This window comes from Cellulosimicrobium funkei, assembly GCF_004519295.1.
Lineage (GTDB): Bacteria > Actinomycetota > Actinomycetes > Actinomycetales > Cellulomonadaceae > Cellulosimicrobium > Cellulosimicrobium funkei.
This window is the reverse complement of record NZ_SOZH01000006.1, coordinates 196,214-219,587: the sequence shown is the minus strand read 5'-3', so window position 1 is coordinate 219,587 and position 23,374 is coordinate 196,214. Positions and strand designations below refer to the sequence as shown.

Sequence of the window (23,374 nt, the reverse complement as noted above, 5' to 3'; positions counted from 1 at the left end):
GCGCGTGGCACGCAACCGATGGCTGGGACTTCTGACCGACGCGGCGCGCGCCGTGGTCTCCGGGCTCACGCGCTCGCAGGGCGCGGGGCAAGGCGGCGCGAGCCAGCGCACCGCGGCGACGCGGGCCCCGGGGCGCGAGCGGACGCCGTCGGGCCGCGGCCCCGCCGACCGCACGCCGTCGCCGCGGCCCGGCCCGCGTCCCGGTGCTGCACCCGGTCCTCGACCCCGCCCCGCGGCGGGCGGGCGACCGGTCCCGGCCGGGACGACGGGCGGTCGGGGCGCCGCCGCCGGGGCTTACCCGGGCGACTTCGAAGGGGCGGTGCGTGCGCAGTACGCGCCGCGGCCCGACGGCGACCCGGACCCCGGCGAGATCGTCTGGACGTGGGTCCCGCTCGAGGAGGACCACTCGCAGGGCAAGGATCGGCCCGTGCTGCTCGTCGGGTCGGACGGCGCGTGGCTCCTCGGCGTGATGCTCACGAGCAAGGACCACTCGCGCGACGCCCGGGACGAGGCGCGCTGGGGGCGGTACTGGCTCGACATCGGGTCGGGCCCGTGGGACGCGAAGGGACGCGACAGCGAGGTCCGGCTGGACCGCGTGGTGCGCGTCGACCCGGCCGCGGTGCGCCGCGAGGGTGCCGTCGTCGGGCGCGACGTCTTCGACCGCGTGGTCGAGGGGATCTCGCGGCACCGCTGAGGCGGTGGTCCCCGCTCCTCGCGCCGGCCTCGACGCCTCGGGCGGGGCCGCACGACGCCCGCGCTCCGGCCGCGCGCGACGATTAGGGTCACGACCGGACCGCTGGTAGTCTTGATGGCTGCGTGTCCGCCCAGGTCGGCGGGCACAGCTCCAGCACCTCTCCACGGGTTCCCCACCCCAGTCCCGGAGCTGGAGTCGCCCTCTACGACCTATCCGCTCGCTCCGGCGAACAGAACCAGAAAGTCCACACGTGGCCAACATCAAGTCCCAGATCAAGCGCATCCGCACGAACGAGAAGGCTCGTCTGCGCAACAAGGCAGTCAAGTCCGAGCTCAAGACGTACGTGCGCCGCGTGCGCGAGGCCGTCGCCGCGGGCGACAAGGAGGCGGCGACCACCGCGCTCCAGGCGGCGTCGCGCAAGCTCGACAAGGCCGTCTCGAAGGGCGTCATCCACGCGAACCAGGCCGCGAACCGCAAGTCGGCCATCGCGAAGTCCGTCAACGCTCTCTGAGCGCACGGTTCGCCCGCGGTGTCGTGACACGCTGATCGTCGCGACGCTCGCACAGGTTTCCCACGAGGGGCGCCGACCCGCACGGGTCGGCGCCTCTCGTGCGTCCGGTGTCGGGCGACCGGTCTTGGCCGTCGGCGCCGCGCCGGGCCGGGTGCCCGGTCGGAGCCCGCCGCCGTCGACGCCGTGCCGAGCCCGGACCCCGAGCCCGGGGCCCGGGCGGGCGGCTGCCTGGTCAGCGGCCGTGGGCCCGCGCGATCGTCAGCACGGCCCGCTCGACGGCGAACACCGGGTCACGCCCCGCGCCCTTGACCTCGGCGTCGGCCTGCGCGACGGCGCTGATCGCGGTCGCGAGCCCCTCCGGGGTCCAGCCCGCGAGCTCGCGGCGCGCGCGGTCGACCTGCCAGGGCGCGAGCCCCAGGTCCTTGGCCGCCACCCCGCCACGGCCACGCATCGCGCCGACCTTCGCGAGGGCGCGGAGCTTCATCGCCAGGGCCGCGACGAGCGGCACCGGGTCCGCGCCCGTCGCGAGCGCGTGCCGCAGGAGCGCCACGGCCTCCCCCGCGTTCCCGGCGACCGCGGCGTCCGCGACCCGGAACCCGGTCGCCTCGACCCGGCCGCCGTAGTACCGGTCCACCACGGCCTCGCTCACGGTGCCGTCGGTGTCCGTGACGAGCTGGCTGCAGGCGGCCGCCAGCTCCCGCAGGTCGTTGCCGAGTGCCTCGACGAGAGCCCGCACGCCCGACGCGTCGATGCGTCGACGCGCCCTGCGGAACTCGGCGTTGACGAACGCCACCTTGTCGGAGTCCTTCTTGATCGCCTCGACCGCGACGACCGGGGCGCCGCTGCCCTTGATCGCGTCGAGCATGCGCTTGCCGCGCACGCCGCCCCCGTGCACGACGACGACCGTCGTCGCCGGGTCGGCGACCGGCACGTAGTCCACGACGTCGGCGACGAGCGCGTCCGTCGCGGACTCGGCGCCCTCGACGACGACCACCTTCGCCTCGCCGAACAGCGACGGGCTCGCCGCCACCGTGAGCATCCCGGCCTGGTACGTCGCGGCCTGGATCGTCACCTTCTCGACCTCGGGGTCGCGCTCGCGCGCCAGGTCGACGATCGCGTCGACGGCACGCTCCGCGAGGAGCGACTCGGGCCCCTGGACGAGCACCACGGGCGCGAGCCGGACGTCGTCCCACGCGAGGGACGGGCCGGCGGACGGACGGGCGGTGCGGGTCGGCGCGGGCATGGCCCAAGCCTGCCACGAGCCGCCCACCGGCGGTGCCGGCCGACGCGCCCCGAGGCTGCGGTCCGCGACTCTCGCAGGAGTTCCGGCGACGCCGCACCGACGACACCCGGGCGTCAGGGGCGCCCTGCCACCGGGGCACCGGGGCACCGGGTGCTCGGCCGCTCGGGTGCCCGGGTGCCCGTGCGGGGGCACGCTCGGGCGCGGTCACCCGCATCCCGCGGCGGAGAGGACGTCGTCGCGCACGACGAGCGCCACGGTGCCGCACGCGTCGGTCCGGAGCACCGTGGCGCCCACCCCGCGGTGAAGGTCGAGCGCCCGGTCGGTGGGGTGGCCGTAGGTGTTCTCGCCCGAGCTGACGAGCGCCACCGTCGGTGCCAGGACCTGCGCGAGCCGGTCGGACTGGGTGGCCGAGCCGTGGTGCGCGACCTTGACGACGTCGACCGGTCCCGTGCCCCGCTCGCCCAGGGTCCGCGCGAGCGCCGCCTGCCCCGCGTCCTCCAGGTCGCCCAGCGCGACGACGTCCAGTCCCGCCACCCGGACGAGGAGCGCCACGCTCGCGTCGTTCGCGTCACCCGGTCCGGCCTGCAGCACCTCCCACGAGGCGCCGTCGCCGACACTCTCGCCGGATCCCCCGGCACCCGCAACGCCCGCGGTGCCCCCAGCGCCCGCAGCGCCGACTGAGCCCGCCGCGACCGTCTCCCCGGGCCGCGCGACCTGTACCGGGACGCCCGCGTCCGCGAGGTCCCCGAGCACGCGCTCGGCCTGCGCCGCGGGCTCCGCCGTCGGGCTCACGAGCGCGCGCTCGACCTCCCGGCCGCGGAGCACCGCCTCCAGGCCGCCGACGTGGTCCGCGTGGAAGTGGCTGAGGACGAGCAGGTCGACCCGCTCGACCCCGAGGTCGTCGAGGCACGACCCTGCCGCGGGGCCCGCGGGGCCGACGTCGACGACCACCGCGGCGCGCGGGCCCGAGCGCACGACGAGCGCGTCGCCCTGCCCGACGTCGCACGCCACGACCGCCCAGTCCGCGGGGACCGGCCCCGCGGTCACACCGAGCGGCCGGAACACCACGACGAGCAGGACGGGCACCGCCAGGACCACGACGACCACGGCCGCGAGGCGCGCACGGGACCGGGCTCTCGCCCGCGGAGCGGGGGCGGGGTGCGCGCCGTCGGCCCGTCCGAACGGCCCGGCGCCGAGGCGTGACGACCAGGTGGCGCGACGCCACTCCCCGGCGAGGCGCACCCGCAGGGACGGCGACGTCGCGCGACGCAGCATGCGGCGCTCCCCCGCGTCCTGCAGGGCGCGCGAGCGGAGGACCACGGCGAGCCCGACGGCAGTCAGCGCGGCGAGCAGCGCGGCTCCTCCGACACCTCCCGGCCAAGGCACCCGCGCGCCGGGCGCGGCCGCGAAGACCTGGGCGACGCCCGCGATCCAGCCCGTGAAGAGCCCCGCCGTCCAGGCGAGCGCGGTCGCGGCACCGGGCCACCACGGCGCGACGAGCGTCGCGAGGACGCCGAGCACCGTCGCCGGACCGAGCGCCGGTGCGGCCAGGAGGTTCGCCGGGACGGACCACGTGCTCACGCTCGGGTCGAGCAGAACGACGATCGGGGCGCACGCCGCCTGCGCTGCCACCGGGACGGCGAGGACGTGCGCAGCGGTCCGTCCGCACCACGGTGCCAGCCGGCGGGCGATCGGCGCCGTGAGCAGGGCCAGCCCGGCCGTCGCAGCGACGGAGAGGACGAAGCCGTACGACCGCGCCAGCCACGGGTCGACGACCAGGAGCACGACCACCGCGGCCCCGAGCGCCGCCACCGCGCGGGACGGTCGCCCGAGCGCGATGCCGAGCACGCCGACCACCCCCATCGCCGCCGCCCGCAGCACGCTCGGCTCCGGGTGGACCAGCGCGACGAACCCGACCATCGCCGCGCCCGTGACGACGACGCGGACGGCTCGCGGCGCGCGCAGCACGACGCACAGCGCCGCGACGCACGCGACGACGATGACGAAGTGGCCGCCGGACACGGCCGTGACGTGCGTCAGCGACGTGGTGCGCATCGCCTCGTCGAGCTCGGGGTCCAGCCGCGAGGTGTCTCCCACGGCCACCCCCGGCACGAGCCCGCGAGCCTGCGGGCTGAGCCCGTCCGTCACGTCGAGCAGGCCCTGCCGCATGGCGTGCACGCCCCGGAGGAACCGCCCGGGGTCGTCGACGACGCGTGGCGCGCCGTCCGTGCGCAGGAAAGTCCGGTCCCCCTGCACGTCGAGCCGGCCGGTGACCACGACGGCCGCCCCGTACGCGAGGTCGGTCCACCCGTCGCCGCGCCCCGACACGACGACGGGCCCCGCCGCCGGGACGGTCGCGCCGCGTGCGGTGACCTGGTCGACCGCCACCCGCACCTCGTGCCGGTCGGCCGACCCCGACCACGGGTCGGTCCGCGGCTCGACGGCGGAGCGCACCGTCCCGGCGAGGGTCGCCGTCGCGCGCTCGTCGGCCAGCGAGGCGAGCGGAGCCCGCGCGGCGAGCTGGACCCCGCCCGAGAGGAGGACAGCGGCCACGCACGCGAGGACGAGCGCCACCTGCCCGAGCACGCGCACGCCGACCGACGACCCGGCCCGCGGCCCGACCGGCCGACCGGCCCGTGGCCGGACGGGTGCGCCGAGCCGCGGTCCGCCCGACCGACAGGGGCCCGCTCCGGTCGCCGGGCCGGAGGGCACGGTCACGACGCCCCCGCCGAGGCCCGCGTCGGGCCCGGGGAAGGTCGCCCCGCGACGCAGGGCGACGAGGCCGGCGACGAGCACGCAGCACAGCGCGACGGCCGTGGCACGCGCCGCGTGCAGCGTGTCCGCTGCCGACGCACCGACGGCGACGAACGCGGTGGCCCAGGCCGCGAGCGCCGCGGGGACGAGCCGGAGGTCGGTCACACGCGCACGAGGTCGCGCACGTCCTCGAGCACGGCAGGGCCGATGCCGCTGACCTCGCCGAGCTCGTCGACCGCGGTGAACGGCCCGTTCTCGTCGCGCCACGCGACGATGCGCTCGGCGAGCACGGGACCGATGCCGGGCAGCGTGTCGAGGGCGGCGGCGTCGGCGGCGTTGAGGTCGACGACCGCCCCACCCGCGCCCCCGCCACCGGTGGCGGCTGCCCCCGGGGAGGCGGGCGGTGGTGCGGCGACCGCCTCCCCGGGGCGGGGGACGTGGATCTGCTCGCCGTCGGTCACGGTGCGCGCGAGGTTGAGCGCGGCGAGGTCGGCGTCGGGCGTCGCTCCCCCGGCCGCGTCGAGCGCGTCGGCGACGCGGGCGTCCGTCGCGACGGTCACCAGGCCCGGCGCCGCCACCTGCCCGACGACGTGCACGACGACCCCGTCCGGTGTCCCCGCCGCTGCTGCGCCAGGACCGGGAGCGGCCTCCCCCTCGCCGTCGGCGGCGGCACCACCCGCCGCGGCGGGCGGCGCGTCCGAACCGGCCGGGGCGCCGTCACCGGCCGCCGTTGCCGCGGCGGGGGCGTCCACGCGCGCCACGGGCTCGACGCCCCCGGCCGGCGCCCGCAGCACGGCGACGCCGACCGCGACGAACAGCACCACGACGAGCGCGGTGACCGCGGTCCGCGGCCGCAGCGCCCACCGCCTGCCGCCCTCCTCGGCGAGGTCGCCGAACCCGGAGTGCGCCGTCGGGTGCCCGTGCGCTGCCGTGTACGCGCTCGCCGCCGTCTGCGCCGCGCGCCGCCGCAGGCCATCCACCTCTCCGTCCGCCTCTCCGTCCACGGTGGCGGCGGGCGCCTCGTCGTCGGACCGCGCCGTCTCCCGGGGGGCGGCGGGACCGACGGCCTCGCCAGCCTCCGGCACCCCGGACGGCCGGGACGGCAGAGACGGCACGGACGGCGCACGCTCCTCCGGCTCCGGCCGCGACGGCAGCCAGCCGTCGGCGCCGGACGACGACCCGGGGTCGCTCGACGCTCCGGGACGCCGGTGCCAGGACGGGACGACGTCCGGCGCAGGGACGTCCGGCGCAGGGACGCCCACCGCCTCGCGCGGCTCCCACGACCACCGCTCGCCTCGCACCGGGCTCGTCTCCGGCGGCTCGACCCGGGGCAGCGCGGCGGTCGCCGGGTGCCAGGCCAGGGAAGGCCGCCCGGAGCCGGCGACCGCCCGCAGGCGTTGCCGGACGACGGCGCCGTCGCTCCCGGGGTCGCGGCCGGGGCGGGCGTGCTGGCGGGGCTCGTGCCGAGGTGTGCTCACGCCGTGGACGCTAGGGCGGGGTCGCCGCGCACTGCCGGCCCCTCGGGCCGGGCTGTGGAGGGGACGACGGGATGCCCGGCTGTGCACGGCCACGTACCTGCGGTCCGCGCCGTCAGCACCTCAGGTCGTCAGGTCGTCGTCGAGAGGTCTCCCACCCCGGAGCCGCGGTCGGCAAGGTCCGCGACCACGACGGCGAGCACGCCCGGGCCGACGTGCGCCCCGAGCACTGCGCTCACCGGCGTCACGACGACGTCAAGACCGGTGCGTTCGGTGAGCGCCACGGCGAGCCGGTCGGCGCCGTCGTCGTCCCCGACGTGGTGGACCGCGAGCGCGGGCCGCGCGCGGCGACCCGCGGACTCCACGGCGACCGTCGTGAGCCGCTCGACGGCGGCGGACCGGGTCCGGACCTTCTGCACGACGTCGATCCTGCCGTCACGCACCGCCAGCAGCGGGCGGACACCGAGCACCGTCCCGAGCGCGGCCGAGGCCGCGCTGAGACGGCCGCCGCGGCGCAGGTGGTCGAGCGAGTCGACGAGGAAGACGGCACGGCTCGCGTCGGCGACCTCGATCGCCCGCCGCGCGACCACGTCCGTCCCGGCTCCGGCAGCCGCTGCCGCCGCGGCCTCGCGCGCGGCGAATCCGAGCCCCATCGCGACGGTCCGCGAGTCCACGACGCGCACGGGGACCGGCGCGTCCGCGGCCGCGAGCGCCGCCGCGTGCACCGTGCCCGACAGCGCCCCCGAGAGGTGGACGGAGACGATCTCCCGTGCGCCCGCGGCAGCTGCCGCGGCATACGCCTCGCCGAACGCCCGTGGCGTCGGCTGCGAGGTGGTCACCCGGTGGCCGGCCTGGAGGTGCGCCGCGACGTCCTCGGCGGTGAGGCCGACGCCCTCCAGGTACGACTCGTCGTCGACGACCACGTGCAGGGGGACGGCGCGCAGCCGCTCGTCGGGCCCGGCGGGCAGGGAGGCCGTGGAGTCGGTGACGACGTGCACGCGGTGGTCGGTCATGGCCGCGCCACCTTACGGCGTGCTCGCCGCCCTGCGCATCCCGGCCCGGCTGCGCCCCCGCTGCCCCGACCCTACGATCCGAGCATGGCCGACGACGCCCCACCGTCCCCGTCCGAGCTCGCCGCCCTGCGCGCCGCCGCCGCGCAGGCCGCCGCAGAAGCAGCCGAGGCGCGTGCCGCGGCGGCCCGGGCGGCGCTCGAAGCCGCCGAGGCGGCCGCCGGGGCTCCCTCGGGCGAGGCCTCCCCGGCCGGCACGGCGGCGACGGACGCACCGCCCCTGCCGGAGCCGACCGACCCCGCCCCGGACGCGGCGTCCCCCGCGGGCGGGTACGCCGCGCAGGTCGCGGCGGGCTACGCGTACGCCGGCGGCACGCTCCCGCTCGGCGCGCTGCTGGAGGGTACGGAGGGCGGCGACCCGTCCCCCCGCGCCGACGTCCAGGTCGGGTTCGCGCTCTCGATGCTCAACCGGCACGGGCTCGTGGCGGGCGCGACGGGCACCGGCAAGACGAAGACGCTCCAGGGCATGGCGGAGGGCCTGTCTGCGGCGGGCGTCCCCGTGTTCCTCGCCGACGTCAAGGGCGACCTGTCGGGGCTCGCCGTGCCGGGCACGTCGTCCGCGAAGATCGTGGAGCGCGCGGCGTCGATCGGCCAGGAGTGGAGCCCGACGGCGTACCCCGTCGAGGTGTACTCGCTCGGCGGCCTCGGCACCGGGGTGCCGATCCGGACGACGGTCGCGGACTTCGGCCCGCTCCTGCTCGCCAAGGTGCTCGGCCTCAACGAGACGCAGGAGTCGAGCCTCGGGCTCATCTTCCACTGGGCCGACGCGCAGGGCCTCGCGCTGCTGGACCTCAAGGACCTCCAGGCCACCATCGCGTACCTGACGTCCGACGAGGGCAAGGCCGAGCTCCGGGGCATCGGCGGCGTGTCGGGCGCGACGGCCGGCGTGATCCTGCGCGAGATCGTCGCGCTCCAGGCGCAGGGCGCGGACGTGTTCTTCGGCGAGCCGGCGTTCGCGACGTCGGAGCTGCTGCGCACGACGCCCGACGGGCGGGGCGTCGTCTCGGCGCTCGAGCTCCCCGCGGTGCAGGACCGTCCGGCGCTGTTCTCGACCTTCCTCATGTGGCTGCTCGCCGACCTCTTCCAGGAGCTGCCCGAGGTGGGCGACGTCGAGAAGCCGCGGCTCGTGTTCTTCTTCGACGAGGCGCACCTGCTGTTCACCGGCGCGTCGAAGGAGTTCCTCCAGCAGGTGGTGCAGACGGTGCGCCTCGTGCGGTCCAAGGGCGTCGGCGTGTTCTTCGTGACGCAGAGCCCGAAGGACGTCCCCGCCGACGTGCTCGCGCAGCTCGGGAACCGCGTCCAGCACGCGCTGCGCGCTTTCACGCCGGACGACGCCGCGGCCCTGCGAGCGGCGGTGCGCACCTACCCCACGTCGCCGTACGACCTCGAACGGCTGCTGCAGTCGCTCGGGACGGGCGAGGCCGTCGTCACGGTGCTCACCGAGAAGGGCGCGCCCGCCCCGGTGGCGTGGACACGGGTCCGTGCGCCGCAGTCGTCGATGGACCCCGCCCCGGCGTCCGTGCTCGACGGCATCGTGGCGGCCTCGCCCGCGACGGCCCGGTACGGCACCGCCGTCGACGCCGAGTCCGCGTTCGAGCTCCTCCAGGTGCGCGTCCAGGAGCAGGCGGCGGCACGCGCCGCCGCCGACGCGGCCGAGGCCGAGGCGGCCGCGCAGGAGAAGGCGGCGAAGCAGGCCGCCCAGGAGGCCGAGCGTGCGGCGAAGAAGGAGCAGGCCGAGCTGGAGAAGATGCGGGCGAAGCTCGAGCGCGAGGCCGCGACGGGGCGCTCGCGCTCGTCCGGGTCCTCCCGGTCGCGGTCGTCGAGCCCGCTCGACTCGTTCCTCCGCTCGGCGGGCACCCAGCTCGGGCGCGAGCTCACCCGCACCATCTTCGGCACCCGCCGCCGCTGACCCCCCACCCCTCCCGCTGAGTGCATGAAACAGTCGCGCCGCAACCGGTTCAGCGCGACTGTTTCATGCACTCACGGCGGGGCTGTCCACAGCTTCGCGCGCGCCGGTTTCCTCTCCGCGGCGGCGCGGGCACGCTCGGTGCGCATGGTGACCGTCTCCAGCCCGTCCGGCCCCTTCCGCACGCGCACGGCGCAGACGTTCGGCATGACGCCGGCGTCGCTGCGCAGCCCTTCGTTCGAGGCTCCGTTCGCCGGGGTGCGCGTCCCGCGCGGGAGCCTCAGGTCCGTCGTCGACCTCTGCACCGCCGCGGCCCGCGTCCTCCCGGCAGGCACCGCGTTCAGCCACGTCACCGCGCTGCGTCTGCTCGGTGTCGAGGTTCCCTGGCGCCTGACCGACGACGACCGCGTCCACGTCGTCGCGCCGCAGCGACGGCAACGCCCCCAGCGGTCGAACGTCGTCGCGCACTACTGCGGTCAGTCCGCCCTGACCCTGACCACCGCCCACGGGCTCCTCGTCACGTCCGCGGCCCAGACCTGGCTCCACCTCGCGCACACCCTGCCGCCGGACGACGTCGTCGTGCTCGCGGACGCGATGACGCGGCGGTACGCCCCGGCGACGACCGTCCGAGAGCTCCGGAGACTGACGGACGCGACGTTCAAGATGCGCGGCATCGCGCGGTGCCGTGAGGCGATCGACCTCGTCCGGCCGGGGACGGACTCCAGCATGGAGACGCGCACCCGGCTCCTCCTGGTCCAGGCCGGTCTGCCGTGCCCGCACGTGAACGTCCCGGCACGCGACGACGCCGGCCGCTTCCTCGCTCTCCCCGACCTCTCCTACCCGCGGCTGCGCATCGCGATCGAGTACGACGGCGACGTGCACCGGACCGACCCCGCGACGTGGCGACGGGACGTCGAGCGGCGCCAGCGGCTCGAGGACGCCGGCTGGATCATCGTCACGGCGACGGCCGACGACGTGCTCCGCTTCCCCGAGCGCCTGGTGCGCCGGGTCCGCGAGGCGCGACGACGCCGTCTGGCACCGGGCTACCCGTGAGTGCATGAAATCGTCGCGTCCGAGCGCCCGGCACGCGACGATTTCATGCACTCAGCGAGTCGGGTCGTCAGACGACGATGTTGACCAGCTTCGGGGCGCGGACGATCACCTTGCGGACCTCGGCGCCGTCGATCGCGCGCACGACGTTCGGCTCGGCGAGCGCGGCGGCCGTGAGGTCCTCCTCCGAGATCGACGGCGGCACCTCGAGCCGGCCGCGGACCTTGCCCTTGACCTGCACGATGCACGTCACGGTGTCCTCGACGAGGTAGCGCTCGTCCGCCGTCGGGAAGGGCTCGTGCGCGAGCGAGCGCTCGTGGCCCAGGCGCTCCCACAGCTCCTCCGCGATGTGCGGCGCGACGGGCGCGGTCATGAGCACGAGCGGCTCGACGGCCTCGCGCGGCACGCGGTCGAGCGCCGTGAGGTGGTTGTTCAGCGTGATGAGCTTCGCGATGGCCGTGTTGGGGCGCATGTGCTCCATCTCGACGCGGACGTCGGCGATCGCCCGGTGCACGGCGCGCAGCGTCTCGGGCGACGCCGGCTCGTCGACGACCGTCACCTCGCCCGTCTCCTCGGAGACGACGTTGCGCCACAGGCGCTGCAGGAACCGCTGCGACCCGACGACGGCGCGCGTCTCCCACGGGCGCGACAGGTCGAGCGGGCCCATCGACATCTCGTACACGCGGAACGTGTCGGCGCCGTACTCGGCGTACATCTCGTCGGGCGTGACGACGTTCTTGAGCGACTTGCCCATCTTCCCGTACTCGCGCTGCACGACCTCGCCGTTCCAGCGGTACACGACCTCGCCCGAGCCGTCGGGCGCGGGCTCCTCCGTGACCTCGGTGGCGGGCACGTACTGGCCGCGCGCGTCGGTGAAGGCGTACGCCTGGACGTAGCCCTGGTTGAACAGCTTGTGGAACGGCTCGACGCTCGACACGTGACCCAGGTCGTAGAGGACCTTGTGCCAGAACCGCGCGTAGAGCAGGTGCAGCACGGCGTGCTCGACACCGCCGACATACAGGTCCACGCCCCCGGCGCGGCCCGCGCTCGGGTTGTGCTCCGGGCCCATCCAGTAGCGCTCGAGCTCGGGGTCGACGACCGTGTCCTGGTCGCCGCCGTCCCACTGCGGGTCGAGGTAGCGGAGGTAGTACCAGCACGACCCGGCCCAGTTGGGCATCGTGTTCGTGTCGCGGCGGTACTGCTTCGGCCCGTCGCCGAGGTCGAGCGTGACGTTGACCCACTCGTCGTTGCGGCCCAGGGGCGCCTCGGGCGACGAGTCGGCGTCGTCCGCGTCGAACGTGCGGGGCGCGTAGTCGGGGACGTCCGGCAGGTCGACGGGCAGGAGCGCGTCGGGGATCGCGACGGGCTGGTCGTTCTCGTCCCAGACGATGGGGAACGGCTCGCCCCAGTAGCGCTGGCGGCTGAACAGCCAGTCGCGCAGGCGGTACGTCGTCGTGCCCTCGCCGATGCCCTTGCCCACGAGCCACTCGGTGATGCGGCGCTTCGCCTCGGGCACGTCGAGCCCGTCGAGCGAGATCTCGTCGTTCGCCGAGCCGACGACCACGCCGTCGCCCGTGTACGGGCCCGTGAAGTCCTCCGGCAGCCCGTCCGCGGGCTCGACCGTGCGCACGACCGGCAGCCCGAACGCCTCGGCGAACGCGAAGTCGCGCTCGTCGCCGCCGGGGACGGCCATGATCGCGCCCGTGCCGTAGCCCATGAGCACGTAGTCGGCGGTGAAGACCGGGATCGCCTGGCCGTTCACGGGGTTCACCGCGAGGTGCCCCGTGAACACGCCCGTCTTCTTGCCGGCGTCGGCCTGGCGCTCGACAGCGGTCTTCGCGGCGGCCTCGCGGCGGTACGCCGCGACGGCCTCGACCGGCGAGCGGTGCCCGCCCGTCCACGCGCTCGACGTGCCGTCCGGCCAGTGCGCCGGGACCTCGTCGAGCAGCGGGTGCTCGGGCGAGACGACCATGAACGTCGCGCCGAACAGCGTGTCGGGGCGCGTCGTGAAGACCTCGACCTCCGCGCCGGACTCCGCCGCGGCGTCGTTCACCCCGTCGGGCGTGCCGAGCACGGCGAACCGCACGAGCGCGCCCTCGCTGCGACCGATCCAGTTGCGCTGCATCGCCGTGACCTTCTCGGGCCAGTCGATGAGGTCCAGGTCGTCCGCGAGGCGGTCGGCGTACGCGGTGATGCGCATCTTCCACTGGCGCAGGCTGCGCTGGAACACGGGGAAGTTCCCGCGCTCCGAGCGGCCGTCAGCGGTGACCTCCTCGTTCGCGAGGACCGTGCCCAGGCCGGGGGCCCAGTTCACGGGCGACTCGTCCACGTACGCGAGGCGCTGCGCGTCGACGACGGCGCGGCGCTGCTGGGGCGTGAGGGTCGCCCAGTCGGCCCCCTCCTCGACGCCCTCGACGCCGCCCGGCACCGGCCGGGCACCGGACGCGAGCTCGGCCTCGAGCTCGGCGATGCGGCGCGCGCGGCCACGACCACCGTCGGGGCGCAGGGCCTCGGGGTCGTACCAGGAGTCGAAGATCTGCAGGAAGATCCACTGCGTCCAGCGCACGTACTCGGGGTCGATCGTCGCGAACGTGCGGCGCGAGTCGTGCGCGAGCCCGAGGCGGCGCAGCTGCCGGCGCATGTTGGCGATGTTCGCCTCGGTGGTCACGCGCGGGTGCTGACCCGTCTGCACCGCGTACTGCTCGGCGGGCAGGCCGAACGCGTCGTAGCCGAGGGCGTGCAGCACGTTCTCGCCGCGCATGCGCCGGAACCGGCCCACGACGTCCGTCGCGATGTACCCCAGGGGGTGCCCCACGTGCAGGCCCGCGCCCGACGGGTACGGGAACATGTCCATGATGAAGTACGGGCTCGCGCCCTCGGGGCCGTCGCCCTCGCCGTCCGTCAGGTCGCCCGTGGGGTTCGCGGCCCAGAACGTGCCGCGCTGCTCCCAGAGCTCCTGCCACTTGAGCTCGATCTGCTCCGCGAGCGCCGGCGTGTAGCGGTGGGCGGGGCCGCCCGCGGCGGGGACGTCCGGGGCGTGCGGGATCGAGGTCGTGTCAGGCGTGGTCACCCGGCCGAGTTTACCGGCCGTCGCACGGCCCGACGGCGGCCGTCCGGCCCGTGCGAGGATGTGCGGCGTGATCATCGTGACGACCAACGACGTGCCCGGCTACCGTATCGACGCGGTGCTCGGCGAGGTCATGGGCATGACCGTGCGCAGCGCCAACCTCGGGGCGAACTTCGTCGCGTCCTTCCGCTCGATCGGGGGCGGAGAGGTCAAGGAGTACACGCAGCTCGTCTACGAGTCGCGCCAGGAGGTCATGCACCGCATGGTGCAGGAGGCGCAGCGCCGCGGGGCCAACGCCGTCGTCGGGATGCGCTTCGACACGGGCGAGATCGCGGCGTCGTTCTCGGAGGTGTGCGCGTACGGCACGGCCGTCGTCGTCAGCCCGCTCGCCGCGGGCCAGCCCGGCGCGACGGCGCAGTCCGCCCACCAGGCCCAGGGTGGGCCGTCCGCTCCCCCGCAGCCGGGCGGCCACGGCTACCCGCAGGACGCCGCGCCGGACCAGCCGGCCTGGCGCTGACGCGACACGGCACCACCGGCGCGGCGGCGCCGGTCAGAACAGCGAGACGATGATCGGGCCCTTGACCAGCACGATCCACGCGACGAGCGCGACGTAGGCGATCGCCAGGAACAGGTTCCGGTTGCGGACGAGGGTGCGGCGCACGCCCTCGCCCGCGGGCAGGTAGCCCTCCTGCACGGCGTGGACCACCTGGTACCAGAACAGCGGGATCATGGCGAACCACACGACCATGCAGTAGGGGCACATCGCGGAGATCGCGTACATCGTCGTCCACATGAGGAAGACGATCAGGCCCATGCCGAGCGTCGTCCCGCCGAGGAGTGCGAGCCAGTACCAGCGCGGCAGGCGGGCGCCCGCCAGCAGGACCACGCCCGTGGTGATCACCACGGGGAACGCCGCGATCCCGAGCAATGGGTTGGGGAAGCCCAGGAGCGCGCCCTGCCACGAGTCCATCGCGTCGCCACAGTCGAGCAGGGCGTTGACGCTGCACGAGGCGACGTGACCCGGGTCGGCGAGCTTGAGGTACTTCTCGATCGCGAGCGCCGCCGAGCCGGCGAGGCCGATCGCGCCCAGCACGACGAGCAGCCAGCCCATCGTGCGCGGCCTGATCGGGCGGGGGCCGGACGCGGGCAGCAGCTCGTCGTCGGGCCCGGCGGACACGTTCGCACCGGCGGTGGCGCTCTTGCTCACGGGGACGCTCCTCGTGGGTCACCGGCTCCCGCCGGACGTGACGGCGCGCACGGCGGTGCGCGCACGGCACAACCTACCGCGCCCCGCTGGGACCTGGCTGGGAGACACCGGACCACCGCACGGGCGCCACCTCGGTCGGTCGCCGGGCTACCGCGGCGGCGCGACGGCCGCCGACGGCGCGTGCGCGTCGTCGGGCAGCGTGGCGACCACGACGCCCGCGGGGCGGCGACCGGCGACGAGGATGATGGTGAGGCCGGCCACGGTGAGCACGACGCCCGTCCAGGCGGGCGCGAGGTAGCCCCAGCCGGCGGCGATGACGAGCCCGCCGAGGAACGCCCCGTTGGCGTTGCCGACGTTGAGCGCGGAGTGGCACAGCGCCGCACCGAGCGACGGCGCCGACGGCGACAGGTCCATGAGCCGCGTCTGGAGCGACAGGCCGAGGATCTGCGACGTGACGCCGAGGAGGAACAGCGACAGCACGGCCGGGACGGGGTGCTGCCCGGTGAGCGCGAAGAGGGCGAGCATCGCCCCGGTCGACACGAACCCGAGGTACACGGTGCGCATCACCGAGCGGTCGGCGAGCCGGCCGCCGAGCACCGTCCCGACGGTCATGCCGACGCCGAAGATCGCGAGCACGAGCGGCACCGCGCCGGACGCGAGCCCGGTGACGCGCGTGACGGTCGGCTCGACGTAGGAGTACACGGCGAACATGCCGCCGAACCCGATCGCGGCGCCGACGAACCCCGTCCACAGCGGGCCGTTGCGCAGGGCGCCGAGCTCGCGCCGCACGCTCGTGTCCTCGTTGCCCGCCCCGGCGGGGATCAGCCGCCACAGCGCCAGGAGCGTCACGAGCCCGAGCGCCCCGACCACGACGAACGCGGCCCGCCAGCCGAGCTGCTGCCCGGCGAACGTGGAGAGAGGGACACCGACGACGTTCGCGATCGTCAGGCCCGCCATCATCGTCGCGACGGCGCGGCCCCGGCGGCCCGGACCCGCGACGGCCGCGCCCACCGCCGCCCCGACGCCGAAGAACGCGCCGTGCGGCAGCCCGGCGAGGAAGCGCCCGGCGACGAGGGTCTCGATGCTCCCCGCCGTGGCGGAGAAGAGGTTCCCGAGCGTGTAGAACGCCATGAGCGCGAGGAGGAGCGTCTTGCGCGGCACGCGTGCCGCGGCGACGGTGAGCAGCGGCGCACCGACGACGACCCCGACGGCGTAGGCCGTGATCGCGTGGCCGGCGGTCGGGATGGACGTGCCGAGGTCGGTCGCGATGTCGGACAGGAGCCCCATGGTCGCGAACTCGGTCGTCCCGATGGTGAAGCCGCCCATCGCGAGCGCGAGCAGCGCGGGCCCGGCGCCGCGCGGGCGGCCGGCGTCGCGCAAGCAGCCGGCGTCGCGCGGCTCAGGGGCGTCCGACGGCGGTGCGGACGGGGTGGCGTCGGTCATGAGTGTCCTCGTGCGTCGGTCGGGATGGTCGGGCGAGCGGCTCGGAGCGGAGTTGTCGAATCGATTCGAGCCCGGTCGGCGACATCGGCGACGAGAAGAAGGGCAGGCGACCAGTCTAGGCGGAGACGGGCTCGGCGCGCACGACCCACACGTGGTCCGCCGCGCGCAGACCGAGCTGGGCGGGCGCCGCCGGGCGGCCTTCCGGCACCGGCTCGACGCCCTCCGCCGGCGGCGACCAGACGACCGAGAGGATGCCCGCGTACTCGCGGCGCTCGCGGACCTCGACGCCCGTGTCGAGGCCGACGCCGATCTCGGCGAGGTAGCGCAGCACGTCGGGGTCGGCGTCGGAGATCCGCACCACCGTGCCGCGGTCGCCGACGACGAGCTCCGCGAGCGGGACCGCGGGCGGGCGGACGACGGTCCCGTCGGCGCCGGGGATCGGGTCGCCGTGCGGGTCGCGCGTGGGGTGCCCGAGGCGCGCGTCGATGCGCTCGATGAGCAGGTCGGAGACCGCGTGCTCGAGCACCTCCGCCTCGTCGTGGACCTCGTCCCACCCGTAGCCGAGCTCGGACACGAGGTACGTCTCGAGGAGCCGGTGGCGGCGCACCATCGCGAGCGCGAGGCTGCGGCCGCGCTCGGTGAGCGTGATCGCGCCGTACGGCGCGTGCTCGAGCAGACCCTGGGCGCTGAGCCGCCGGACCGTCTCGGAGACGGTCGAGGCCCCGACGCCGATGCGCTCGGCGAGGAGCTTCGTCGTCACGCGCTCGTCCGCCCACTCCTGGGCGGCCCAGACGACCTTGAGGTAGTCCTGGGCGACGGGCGTCAGGTCGGTCGGGTGGTCCACCCGACCACCCTAGGTCACGGCGTCCGGCGGGGGCTCAGGGGGTCGCGGACCGGACGAGCTCGAGCCGCACCTCGACCGTCCCCTCGTCGCGCACCTGCACGGGCGCGTCGGGCGGCACCGCGATGCCGAAGTCGGAGAAGCGCACGCCGATCGCCCCGGTCGCGAGCACCCCCTGGCCCGACCGCTGCACGTCGAGCGCGACCGTCACGGCCTGGGTCTCGTCGCGGATCGTCAGCGCGCCCGCGGCCTGGAGCCGGACCGTCTCGTCGGTGGCCGTGAGCTCGCTCACGTCGAGCGGCGACGTGAGCGAGAAGAGCGTGGTCGGGTACAGGTCCGTCTCGAGCGCCTGCTGGAGCTGGCGGTCCGCCACGGACGACCCGGTCCGGAGCGCGGTCGTCGCGACGGTCACCGTCGCGGTCTGCAGCTCGCCGTCCGCGACGCGCAGCGTGCCGGTGACGTCCGGCGTGGTGCCGAGGAGCACCGCCTCGTCCGCCGGGACGTCGAGGACGTCCGCGCGGAAGCCCGCCTCGGAGCCCGGCGCGACGACCCACTCGCCGTCCACGTCGAAGGGACCGGGCGCGGCCGGGGCCGCGGACGCCGTCTCCTCCCCCGGCGACTGCAGACCCAGCGGGGGCGGGGTGCGGCCCTCCTGCACCTCCGAGTACACGAACGGGGCGAGGAGCACCACGACGAGCGCGAGGACCACCGACACGACGATCCAGCGCGTCGACCTGCTCATACGCCCCATCCTGCCGTGCCGCGCAGCGCGCGGCGAGCACCGACGCGCAGCGGCTCAACCCTCGCCCGCGGGTTCACCCCCGGCCGGGGCGTCGACGGGCGCCTCGCCGTCGGGCACGTCGCTCTCGGTGCCGACCTCGGTGCCGTCCTCGTCGGGCTCCCCGACGACCGGCTCGCCCGACGGCGTGGGCCACGCGATCCGCGGCCAGACCTTCGCGGACTCGTCCGTCCCGATCTGCACGAGCTGCCAGTCGACGATGCGCCGCCGCTCGGGGTCGAAGCGCAGCACCGTCATCTCCGCGGTGCCCTTGAGCGGGCCGATGCGGAGCTGGTCCTTGACCGCGCCCGCGGTGCTCCCGCTGACGTACCGGACGCCCCCGCCCGTCCGCTCCGGACCGGACCGGGTGTGCATGTGCCCGGAGACCTGGTTCGGGACGCAGCCGGAGTCGATCGCCTCGTTCCCCATGCGGGGCGTGTGGATGAGGAGGAGGTCGATCGGGTCGCCGTCCGCCTGCTCGGCGCACGCGACCTCGGTCAGCCGGGCCGCGTACTCCTCCGGCGTCTCCTCGCGGGGCGGCTGGCTGCCGAGCCCGAGCCGCGTCTCGAGCGGGTCGCGGTCGCCGAGGATGCGGATCCCCTCGACCTCGACGACCTTGCCGTCCAGGACGGTCTGGCCGTTCGCGCGCTCCTGCGCCGAGGTCTCGACGCTGTCGTGGTTGCCGTCGGCGACGACCATCGTCACGCCCTTCGGCACCGCGGAGGCGAACGAGTCGACGCAGAACGACTCGACGGCCGTGCCGTTCATCGTGGTGTCGCCGGCGTTGAGGACGACCGACGCCCCCGACCGCTCCACCGCGGTCCGGATGAGCGGGGCCATGCCGGTGTTGCAGTGCAGGTCGCTCACCACGAGGAGCGTGACGAGGTCCTCCTCCGCCGCGGGGGCGGGCCGCGACGTCGGCTCGTCGCCCGACTCGGTGTCGGCCTCGCTGTCGGTCTCGGCGTCGAAGCCGTCGTCGGGCGCGCCGGGCTCGTCGGCTCCCGTGTCGGTCCCGTCGTCCGTGCCCGACGTCGTCCCCTCCGTCGCGTCCGGGGCGTCGCCCGTCGCGTCGGGGGCGTCGGAGGACGCGCCGTCGGACGGCTCGTCGGAGGCCCGGTCGTCGGACGTGCCCGCCGCGGCGGGACGCGGCGCGGTGAGGCGCTGGATCCGGTCGCGCCGGTCCCAGGCCGCGACGAGGTGGGCGTCCGCGCGCGCGTAGAAGTCCTCGTTCTCGCGGTAGAGGTCGATGAGCATCGCGCCGTAGGTGTCGACGACGCCCGCGAGCCGGCCGGTGATGCGCGCGCCCTCGAGCGGGGTCCCGTCGAACACCGCCGACGCGCGCTGGGACGGCCCGGCCGTCGTGCCCGGGTCGCTCGCGACGAGCGACGCCCCGACGAGCGAGACGAGCACGACGCCCGCCGTGATCTCGTACGTGCGCGGCGCGACCCGCTCGCTGAGCTCGCGTCGGCGCGGCGGGCCGAGCAGGAGGTAGAGACCCGCACCGGCGGCCGCGACGACGAGGATCGCGAACCCCGTGCGGCGCAGCGCGTCGACGACGAGGGCGCGCGCGACGGAGCCGATCGTCTCCTGCGGGCCGCCGAAGAAGCGGAGGTAGTCCTCGAGGTCCTGGGACAGGCCCTCCAGCGTGTCCGCCTGCCCGACGGCCGTGAGGTCGGCGGGGATCTCCTCGACCGTGACGTCGGCGCCCAGGCCGAGCGGCAGCGGCGAGTCGATCTGGATCGTCCCGAGCGGGCCGAGGTCGACGGTGACGAGGCCGTTCGTCGTGACCTCGTACAGCGCCTCGTGCGGACCGAGGCTGCGCTCGGCCGTCGCCGTCGTGACCCCCCACACGACGCACGGCACGAGGGCGAGCAGGATGCCGAGGGTCCAGCGGACCCAGCGGGGCGGGGTGCGGTGCGGACGGCTCATCACCGCACAGCCTCGCGGATCGCGGCTCTCGTCGCCAACCGCGAGCGCCGCGCGCCCCGCCGCGAGGGTGCGGCGGGGCGCGCGGGGCAGCGCGTCGTCAGGACTTCGCGCCCCGCAGCGTGACGAGCGCCACGCCCGCGGCGACGAGCATGAGCACCACGCCGATGAGCGACGTCGTGCCGACGCCGCTGCCGAACGCGGCGTGCGCGGAGTCGAGCAGCGCCTGCGCCTGCCCGGCGGGCAGGGTCGAGGCGACCTGGGTCGCGCCGCCGAGCGTCTCGGCCGCGGCGACGGCGTCGGCCGCGGGGACGCCCTGCGGGACGACGACGTTCGCGTGGTACGACGCCGTGAGGATGCTCCCCAGGACCGCCGTGCCGAGCACGGCCCCCACCTCGTACGCGGTCTCGGAGATCGCGGACGCGGCACCCGCCTTCGCGGCGGGGACGGACGACACGATGAGGTCGTTCGACACGGTCTCGGCCGCGCCCACGCCGAGGGAGAGCACGACGAACGCCACCATGAGCAGCGCGAGCGTGCTCTGCCCGGCGCCCGCGGCGACGATCGCGTAGCCCGTCGCGGAGAACAGCAGCGCGACGGCGACGACGTGCGCCGGGCGCACGCGCCGCACCACCCGGACGACGCCGAGCCCGGCGACGATCATGACGACCAGCCCCGGCAGGAGCGCGACGCCCGCCTGCATCGGGCCGAGCCCGAGCACGAGCTGGACGTCCTGCGACACGAAGAACAGGAAGCCGACGAGCGAGAACACGGACAGCAGGTTGACGAGCACCGCGCCGCTGAAGGCACCGCGCGTGAAGAGGCGCACGTCGATCATGGGGTCGGACCGGTGGAGCTGACGGCGCACGAACAGCACGCCCGCGGCGAGCCCGACGGCGACGCTCGCGAGCGCGACCACGCTCGGGCCGGACTTCGCGAAGGTCTTGATGCCGTAGACGACCGGGGTCATGGTCGCCATGACGAGCACGATCGACAGGACGTCGATCCGGCCCGGCGCGGGGTCGCGCGACTCGGGCACGAAGAACGGCGCGAGCGCGAGCAGCAGCACGAGCACCGGGACGGCGAGGAGGAAGACCGAGCCCCACCAGAAGTGCTCGAGGAGGAAGCCGCCGACGATCGGCCCGAGCGCGGACCCGGCCGCGAACCCGGCGGCCCAGACGGCGATGGCGAGCCGGCGCTCCTCGCGGTCGGTGAAGACGTTGCGCAGGATCGAGAGCGTCGACGGCATGAGCATGGCGCCGAAGAAGCCGAGCGCGGCGCGCGACGCGACGAGCGCTCCGGCGCTGGGCGCGTAGGCCGCGACCACGGAGACGGCGGCGAAGCCCACCGCACCGGTGAGGAGCAGCCGACGGCGGCCGACGCGGTCGGCGAACGAGCCCATCGGCACGAGCAGGCCGGCGAGCACGAGCGGGTAGATGTCGATGATCCACAGCAGCTGCGTCCCGGTGGGGCGCAGCGACTCGGAGATCTGGGGCAGCGCGAAGCTGAGCACGGTGTTGTCGACCGACACGAGCAGCACCGGGAGCATGAGCACGGCGAGCGCGAACCAGCGGCCGGCGGCGCCGCGCGCGGGTCCACGCGTCGCGGGCTCGTGCTGGGCGGTGGTCCCGGTCGGGGTCGTCGTCACGGGGGTCGTCACGGCGAGGGGTCCTTCCACGTCTTCCGGGCGGCCGGGGCGACGCGGTGGCGCCGAACTTCCAGACCGTCCAGACGGTATAGTAACGACGAGACACGCCACCGTCATCCCACCCGCGCCTGTGACGCTGCGCACCGCGCCGCCTCCCCCCGACCGGCGCCCCCGCACCGGCCGCGGGCTCGCGGTTCACCGGCCTGCGGGTCCGCACGGGCCGACTACCCTCGGTGCCATGCCGCCGCCCCCCGCTGCTCGCGCCAAGGTCCTGCGGGCGTTCGCGTCCCTGCTCGTCGAGCAGGGCGAGCGCGCCGCCACGCTCGAGGCGGTCGCCGAGCGCGCCGGGGTGTCCAAGGGCGGGCTGCTCTACCACTTCGGCTCCAAGGACGCGCTCGCCGACGGCCTCACCGAGCACCTCCGGGAGCTCACCGCCGCCGACGTGGAGGCCATGCGCGCCGCCCCCGCGGGGGCCGTCGACTACCTCATCCGCACCTCGACGCTCGTCGACACGGAGTTCGAGCTCGTCTACCTCGCCGTGTCCCGGCTCGCGCAGGGGTCGTACCCGCGCTCCCGTGCTGCGCTCGACGGCGCGCACGACGCGTGGACCCGCGCCGTGCTCGACGAGGTCGGCGACCCCGTCGTCGCCCACGCGATCGTCCTGCTCAGCGACGGCCTCTACGCGCACGCCGCGCTGAGCAGCGACGTGCTCGGCCGCGTCACGGGCGGCGACGAGGGGGACGACGGCGACGGCACTCCGGGCGAGGACCTCGCCTTCCGCGGTCCCCGCCCCGGCGACGACGTGGACGACCTCCTCGGCCTCATCGGCGAGCTCGTCGCGCTGCGACGCCCGGGCGGGGCGGCGCAACGCCAGAGATCCTGACCGTGCCGACGAGCACCTCGGAGCCCCGACGCCCAAACCCTCGAGCACGAGGACGACGTCGCCGAGGCCGAGCATCGCCGGGCGGTGGCGGCGCTCACGACGGTCTCGGAGCACTACGCGGCGGCCGACTACCTCGACGACGTCCGGGCGGGCTGGGACGAGTGATCGTCGCCGACGCGAACGTCGTGATCGCTGCGTCCAACCCTTCCGGCGTGCACCACACCGAGGCGACGTCGCTCGTCCTCGAGCACGGACAGCACGGGATCGTCCGTCACTTCCTCGCCCTCGCCGAGATGCTCGTCGGTCCCGCGCGAGCAGGCGCTCGGGTACAGGCACGTCACCGCCTGGACCTGGCGGGTTCGGCCTCTCCGCGCCGGCTCAGCCCTCGTAGGCGGCGCGCAACGGCACCAGGTCGAGCTTGGACTGCGTCATCATCACGTCGACGACGCGCTGCACGCGCGCCGGGTCGGGGTCCTGCAGCATCGCGAGGAACTCGAGCGGCACGACCTGCCACGACAGCCCGAACCGGTCCTTGAGCCAGCCGCACTGCGACTCCTGGCCACCGTCGGTGAGCGCCGCCCAGTACTCGTCGACCTCGTCCTGGGACTCGCACTCGACGACGAACGACACCGCCTCGGTGAAGGGGAACTGCGGACCGCCGTTGATGGCGTCGAACCGCTGGCCGGCGAGCTCGAAGTCCGCCGACACGGCGGTGCCGTCGGGCTGGCGGAACACGTCGCCCACCTTCGCGTCGGGGAAGACGCTCGAGTAGAACGTGATGGCCTCCTCGAGGTTGCCGTCGAACCACAGGCTCGGCACGATCGCACGCATCGTCGTCTCCTTCGCAGGGCCTCGCGGGCGGCCGGTCGACCGCCCACC

General features: G+C 75.5%; 18 protein-coding genes. 6 read left to right on the top strand and 12 right to left on the bottom strand.

All coding sequences use genetic code 11. From position 1 onward, the window contains the following. Positions 1–4: 4 nt before the first annotated feature. Entirely contained in the window at positions 5–694 is a 690-nt protein-coding gene (locus tag E1O70_RS11705) for a type II toxin-antitoxin system PemK/MazF family toxin (protein WP_061266752.1), read from the top strand. 250 nt (positions 695–944) lie between these two features. Then, on the top strand, positions 945–1,205 hold the full coding sequence (gene rpsT, locus E1O70_RS11700) for a 30S ribosomal protein S20 (RefSeq protein ID WP_021482133.1): 261 nt from the start codon (positions 945–947) through the stop codon (positions 1,203–1,205). A gap of 232 nt (positions 1,206–1,437) precedes the next feature. On the opposite strand, the gene holA is transcribed toward rpsT, so the two are convergent. The 4 genes from holA to E1O70_RS11680 all read right to left on the bottom strand — a co-directional run bounded on the left by holA (position 1,438) and on the right by E1O70_RS11680 (position 7,690). Next, positions 1,438–2,448 (bottom strand): DNA polymerase III subunit delta, encoded by a 1,011-nt coding sequence (gene holA, locus E1O70_RS11695; RefSeq protein ID WP_061266753.1) that lies wholly within the window; start codon positions 2,446–2,448, stop codon positions 1,438–1,440. A 204-nt stretch (positions 2,449–2,652) separates the two neighbouring features. Beyond that, on the bottom strand, positions 2,653–5,367 hold the full coding sequence (locus E1O70_RS11690; protein WP_061266754.1) for a ComEC/Rec2 family competence protein: 2,715 nt from the start codon (positions 5,365–5,367) through the stop codon (positions 2,653–2,655). Further along, positions 5,364–6,680, bottom strand: a complete 1,317-nt coding sequence (locus E1O70_RS20435; RefSeq protein ID WP_061266755.1) for a helix-hairpin-helix domain-containing protein — start codon at positions 6,678–6,680, stop codon at positions 5,364–5,366. Before E1O70_RS20435 ends, E1O70_RS11690 begins: the two co-directional genes overlap by 4 nt. Positions 6,681–6,808: 128 nt before the next feature. Beyond that, positions 6,809–7,690, bottom strand: a complete 882-nt coding sequence (locus E1O70_RS11680; protein ID WP_061266756.1) for a DegV family protein — start codon at positions 7,688–7,690, stop codon at positions 6,809–6,811. Between the two features lie 84 nt (positions 7,691–7,774). Between E1O70_RS11680 and E1O70_RS11675 the strand changes: the two genes are divergently transcribed. Together E1O70_RS11675 and E1O70_RS11670 are read left to right on the top strand one after the other, a co-directional pair. After that, the gene (locus tag E1O70_RS11675; protein ID WP_061266757.1) at positions 7,775–9,655 is read left to right on the top strand and encodes a helicase HerA-like domain-containing protein; all 1,881 of its coding nucleotides are present in this window, start codon (positions 7,775–7,777) and stop codon (positions 9,653–9,655) included. A 144-nt stretch (positions 9,656–9,799) separates the two neighbouring features. Continuing rightward, the gene (locus tag E1O70_RS11670) at positions 9,800–10,705 is read left to right on the top strand and encodes a hypothetical protein (protein ID WP_061266758.1); all 906 of its coding nucleotides are present in this window, start codon (positions 9,800–9,802) and stop codon (positions 10,703–10,705) included. A 67-nt stretch (positions 10,706–10,772) separates the two neighbouring features. Here the strand turns inward: E1O70_RS11670 and leuS are convergent, their stop codons facing one another. Further along, positions 10,773–13,772, bottom strand: coding sequence for a leucine--tRNA ligase (leuS, locus tag E1O70_RS11665; protein WP_370670900.1), 3,000 nt, complete (start codon positions 13,770–13,772; stop codon positions 10,773–10,775). A 67-nt stretch (positions 13,773–13,839) separates the two neighbouring features. Between leuS and E1O70_RS11660 the strand changes: the two genes are divergently transcribed. After that, on the top strand, positions 13,840–14,286 hold the full coding sequence (locus E1O70_RS11660; protein ID WP_051876945.1) for a YbjQ family protein: 447 nt from the start codon (positions 13,840–13,842) through the stop codon (positions 14,284–14,286). 33 nt (positions 14,287–14,319) lie between these two features. Here the strand turns inward: E1O70_RS11660 and E1O70_RS11655 are convergent, their stop codons facing one another. The 6 genes from E1O70_RS11655 to E1O70_RS11630 all read right to left on the bottom strand — a co-directional run bounded on the left by E1O70_RS11655 (position 14,320) and on the right by E1O70_RS11630 (position 21,624). Then, on the bottom strand, positions 14,320–14,976 hold the full coding sequence (locus E1O70_RS11655) for a vitamin K epoxide reductase family protein (protein ID WP_240696681.1): 657 nt from the start codon (positions 14,974–14,976) through the stop codon (positions 14,320–14,322). Between the two features lie 147 nt (positions 14,977–15,123). Continuing rightward, positions 15,124–16,419, bottom strand: a complete 1,296-nt coding sequence (locus tag E1O70_RS11650) for an MFS transporter (protein ID WP_082774207.1) — start codon at positions 16,417–16,419, stop codon at positions 15,124–15,126. A gap of 115 nt (positions 16,420–16,534) precedes the next feature. Then, positions 16,535–17,263 (bottom strand): metal-dependent transcriptional regulator, encoded by a 729-nt coding sequence (locus E1O70_RS11645; protein ID WP_061266759.1) that lies wholly within the window; start codon positions 17,261–17,263, stop codon positions 16,535–16,537. A gap of 34 nt (positions 17,264–17,297) precedes the next feature. Continuing rightward, entirely contained in the window at positions 17,298–18,002 is a 705-nt protein-coding gene (locus E1O70_RS11640; protein ID WP_061266760.1) for a YceI family protein, read from the bottom strand. Between the two features lie 54 nt (positions 18,003–18,056). Beyond that, a complete protein-coding gene (locus E1O70_RS11635) occupies positions 18,057–19,967 on the bottom strand; it encodes a metallophosphoesterase family protein (protein WP_128957477.1) in 1,911 nt (636 codons plus the stop codon). Positions 19,968–20,064: 97 nt separating this feature from the next. After that, the gene (locus tag E1O70_RS11630; protein WP_240696680.1) at positions 20,065–21,624 is read right to left on the bottom strand and encodes an MFS transporter; all 1,560 of its coding nucleotides are present in this window, start codon (positions 21,622–21,624) and stop codon (positions 20,065–20,067) included. A gap of 226 nt (positions 21,625–21,850) precedes the next feature. On the opposite strand from E1O70_RS11630, the gene E1O70_RS11625 reads away from it, so the two are divergent. Next, positions 21,851–22,495 carry a TetR/AcrR family transcriptional regulator gene (locus tag E1O70_RS11625; protein WP_240696679.1) on the top strand — a complete coding sequence of 215 codons (645 nt, stop codon included), beginning with the start codon at positions 21,851–21,853 and terminating at the stop codon, positions 22,493–22,495. A 378-nt stretch (positions 22,496–22,873) separates the two neighbouring features. Here the strand turns inward: E1O70_RS11625 and E1O70_RS11620 are convergent, their stop codons facing one another. Beyond that, positions 22,874–23,326 carry a VOC family protein gene (locus tag E1O70_RS11620; RefSeq protein WP_043654330.1) on the bottom strand — a complete coding sequence of 151 codons (453 nt, stop codon included), beginning with the start codon at positions 23,324–23,326 and terminating at the stop codon, positions 22,874–22,876. Positions 23,327–23,374: the final 48 nt, after the last annotated feature.

Coding starts and splice junctions, on each gene's coding strand:
- E1O70_RS11635 (WP_128957477.1), bottom strand. CDS start 19,967: ATGAGCCGTCCGCACCGCACCCCGCCCCGCTGGGTCCGCTGGACCCTC.
- E1O70_RS11650 (WP_082774207.1), bottom strand. CDS start 16,419: ATGACCGACGCCACCCCGTCCGCACCGCCGTCGGACGCCCCTGAGCCG.
- E1O70_RS11625 (WP_240696679.1), top strand. CDS start 21,851: ATGCCGCCGCCCCCCGCTGCTCGCGCCAAGGTCCTGCGGGCGTTCGCG.
- E1O70_RS11620 (WP_043654330.1), bottom strand. CDS start 23,326: ATGCGTGCGATCGTGCCGAGCCTGTGGTTCGACGGCAACCTCGAGGAG.
- E1O70_RS11640 (WP_061266760.1), bottom strand. CDS start 18,002: ATGAGCAGGTCGACGCGCTGGATCGTCGTGTCGGTGGTCCTCGCGCTC.
- E1O70_RS11680 (WP_061266756.1), bottom strand. CDS start 7,690: ATGACCGACCACCGCGTGCACGTCGTCACCGACTCCACGGCCTCCCTG.
- holA (WP_061266753.1), bottom strand. CDS start 2,448: ATGCCCGCGCCGACCCGCACCGCCCGTCCGTCCGCCGGCCCGTCCCTC.
- E1O70_RS11670 (WP_061266758.1), top strand. CDS start 9,800: ATGGTGACCGTCTCCAGCCCGTCCGGCCCCTTCCGCACGCGCACGGCG.
- E1O70_RS11675 (WP_061266757.1), top strand. CDS start 7,775: ATGGCCGACGACGCCCCACCGTCCCCGTCCGAGCTCGCCGCCCTGCGC.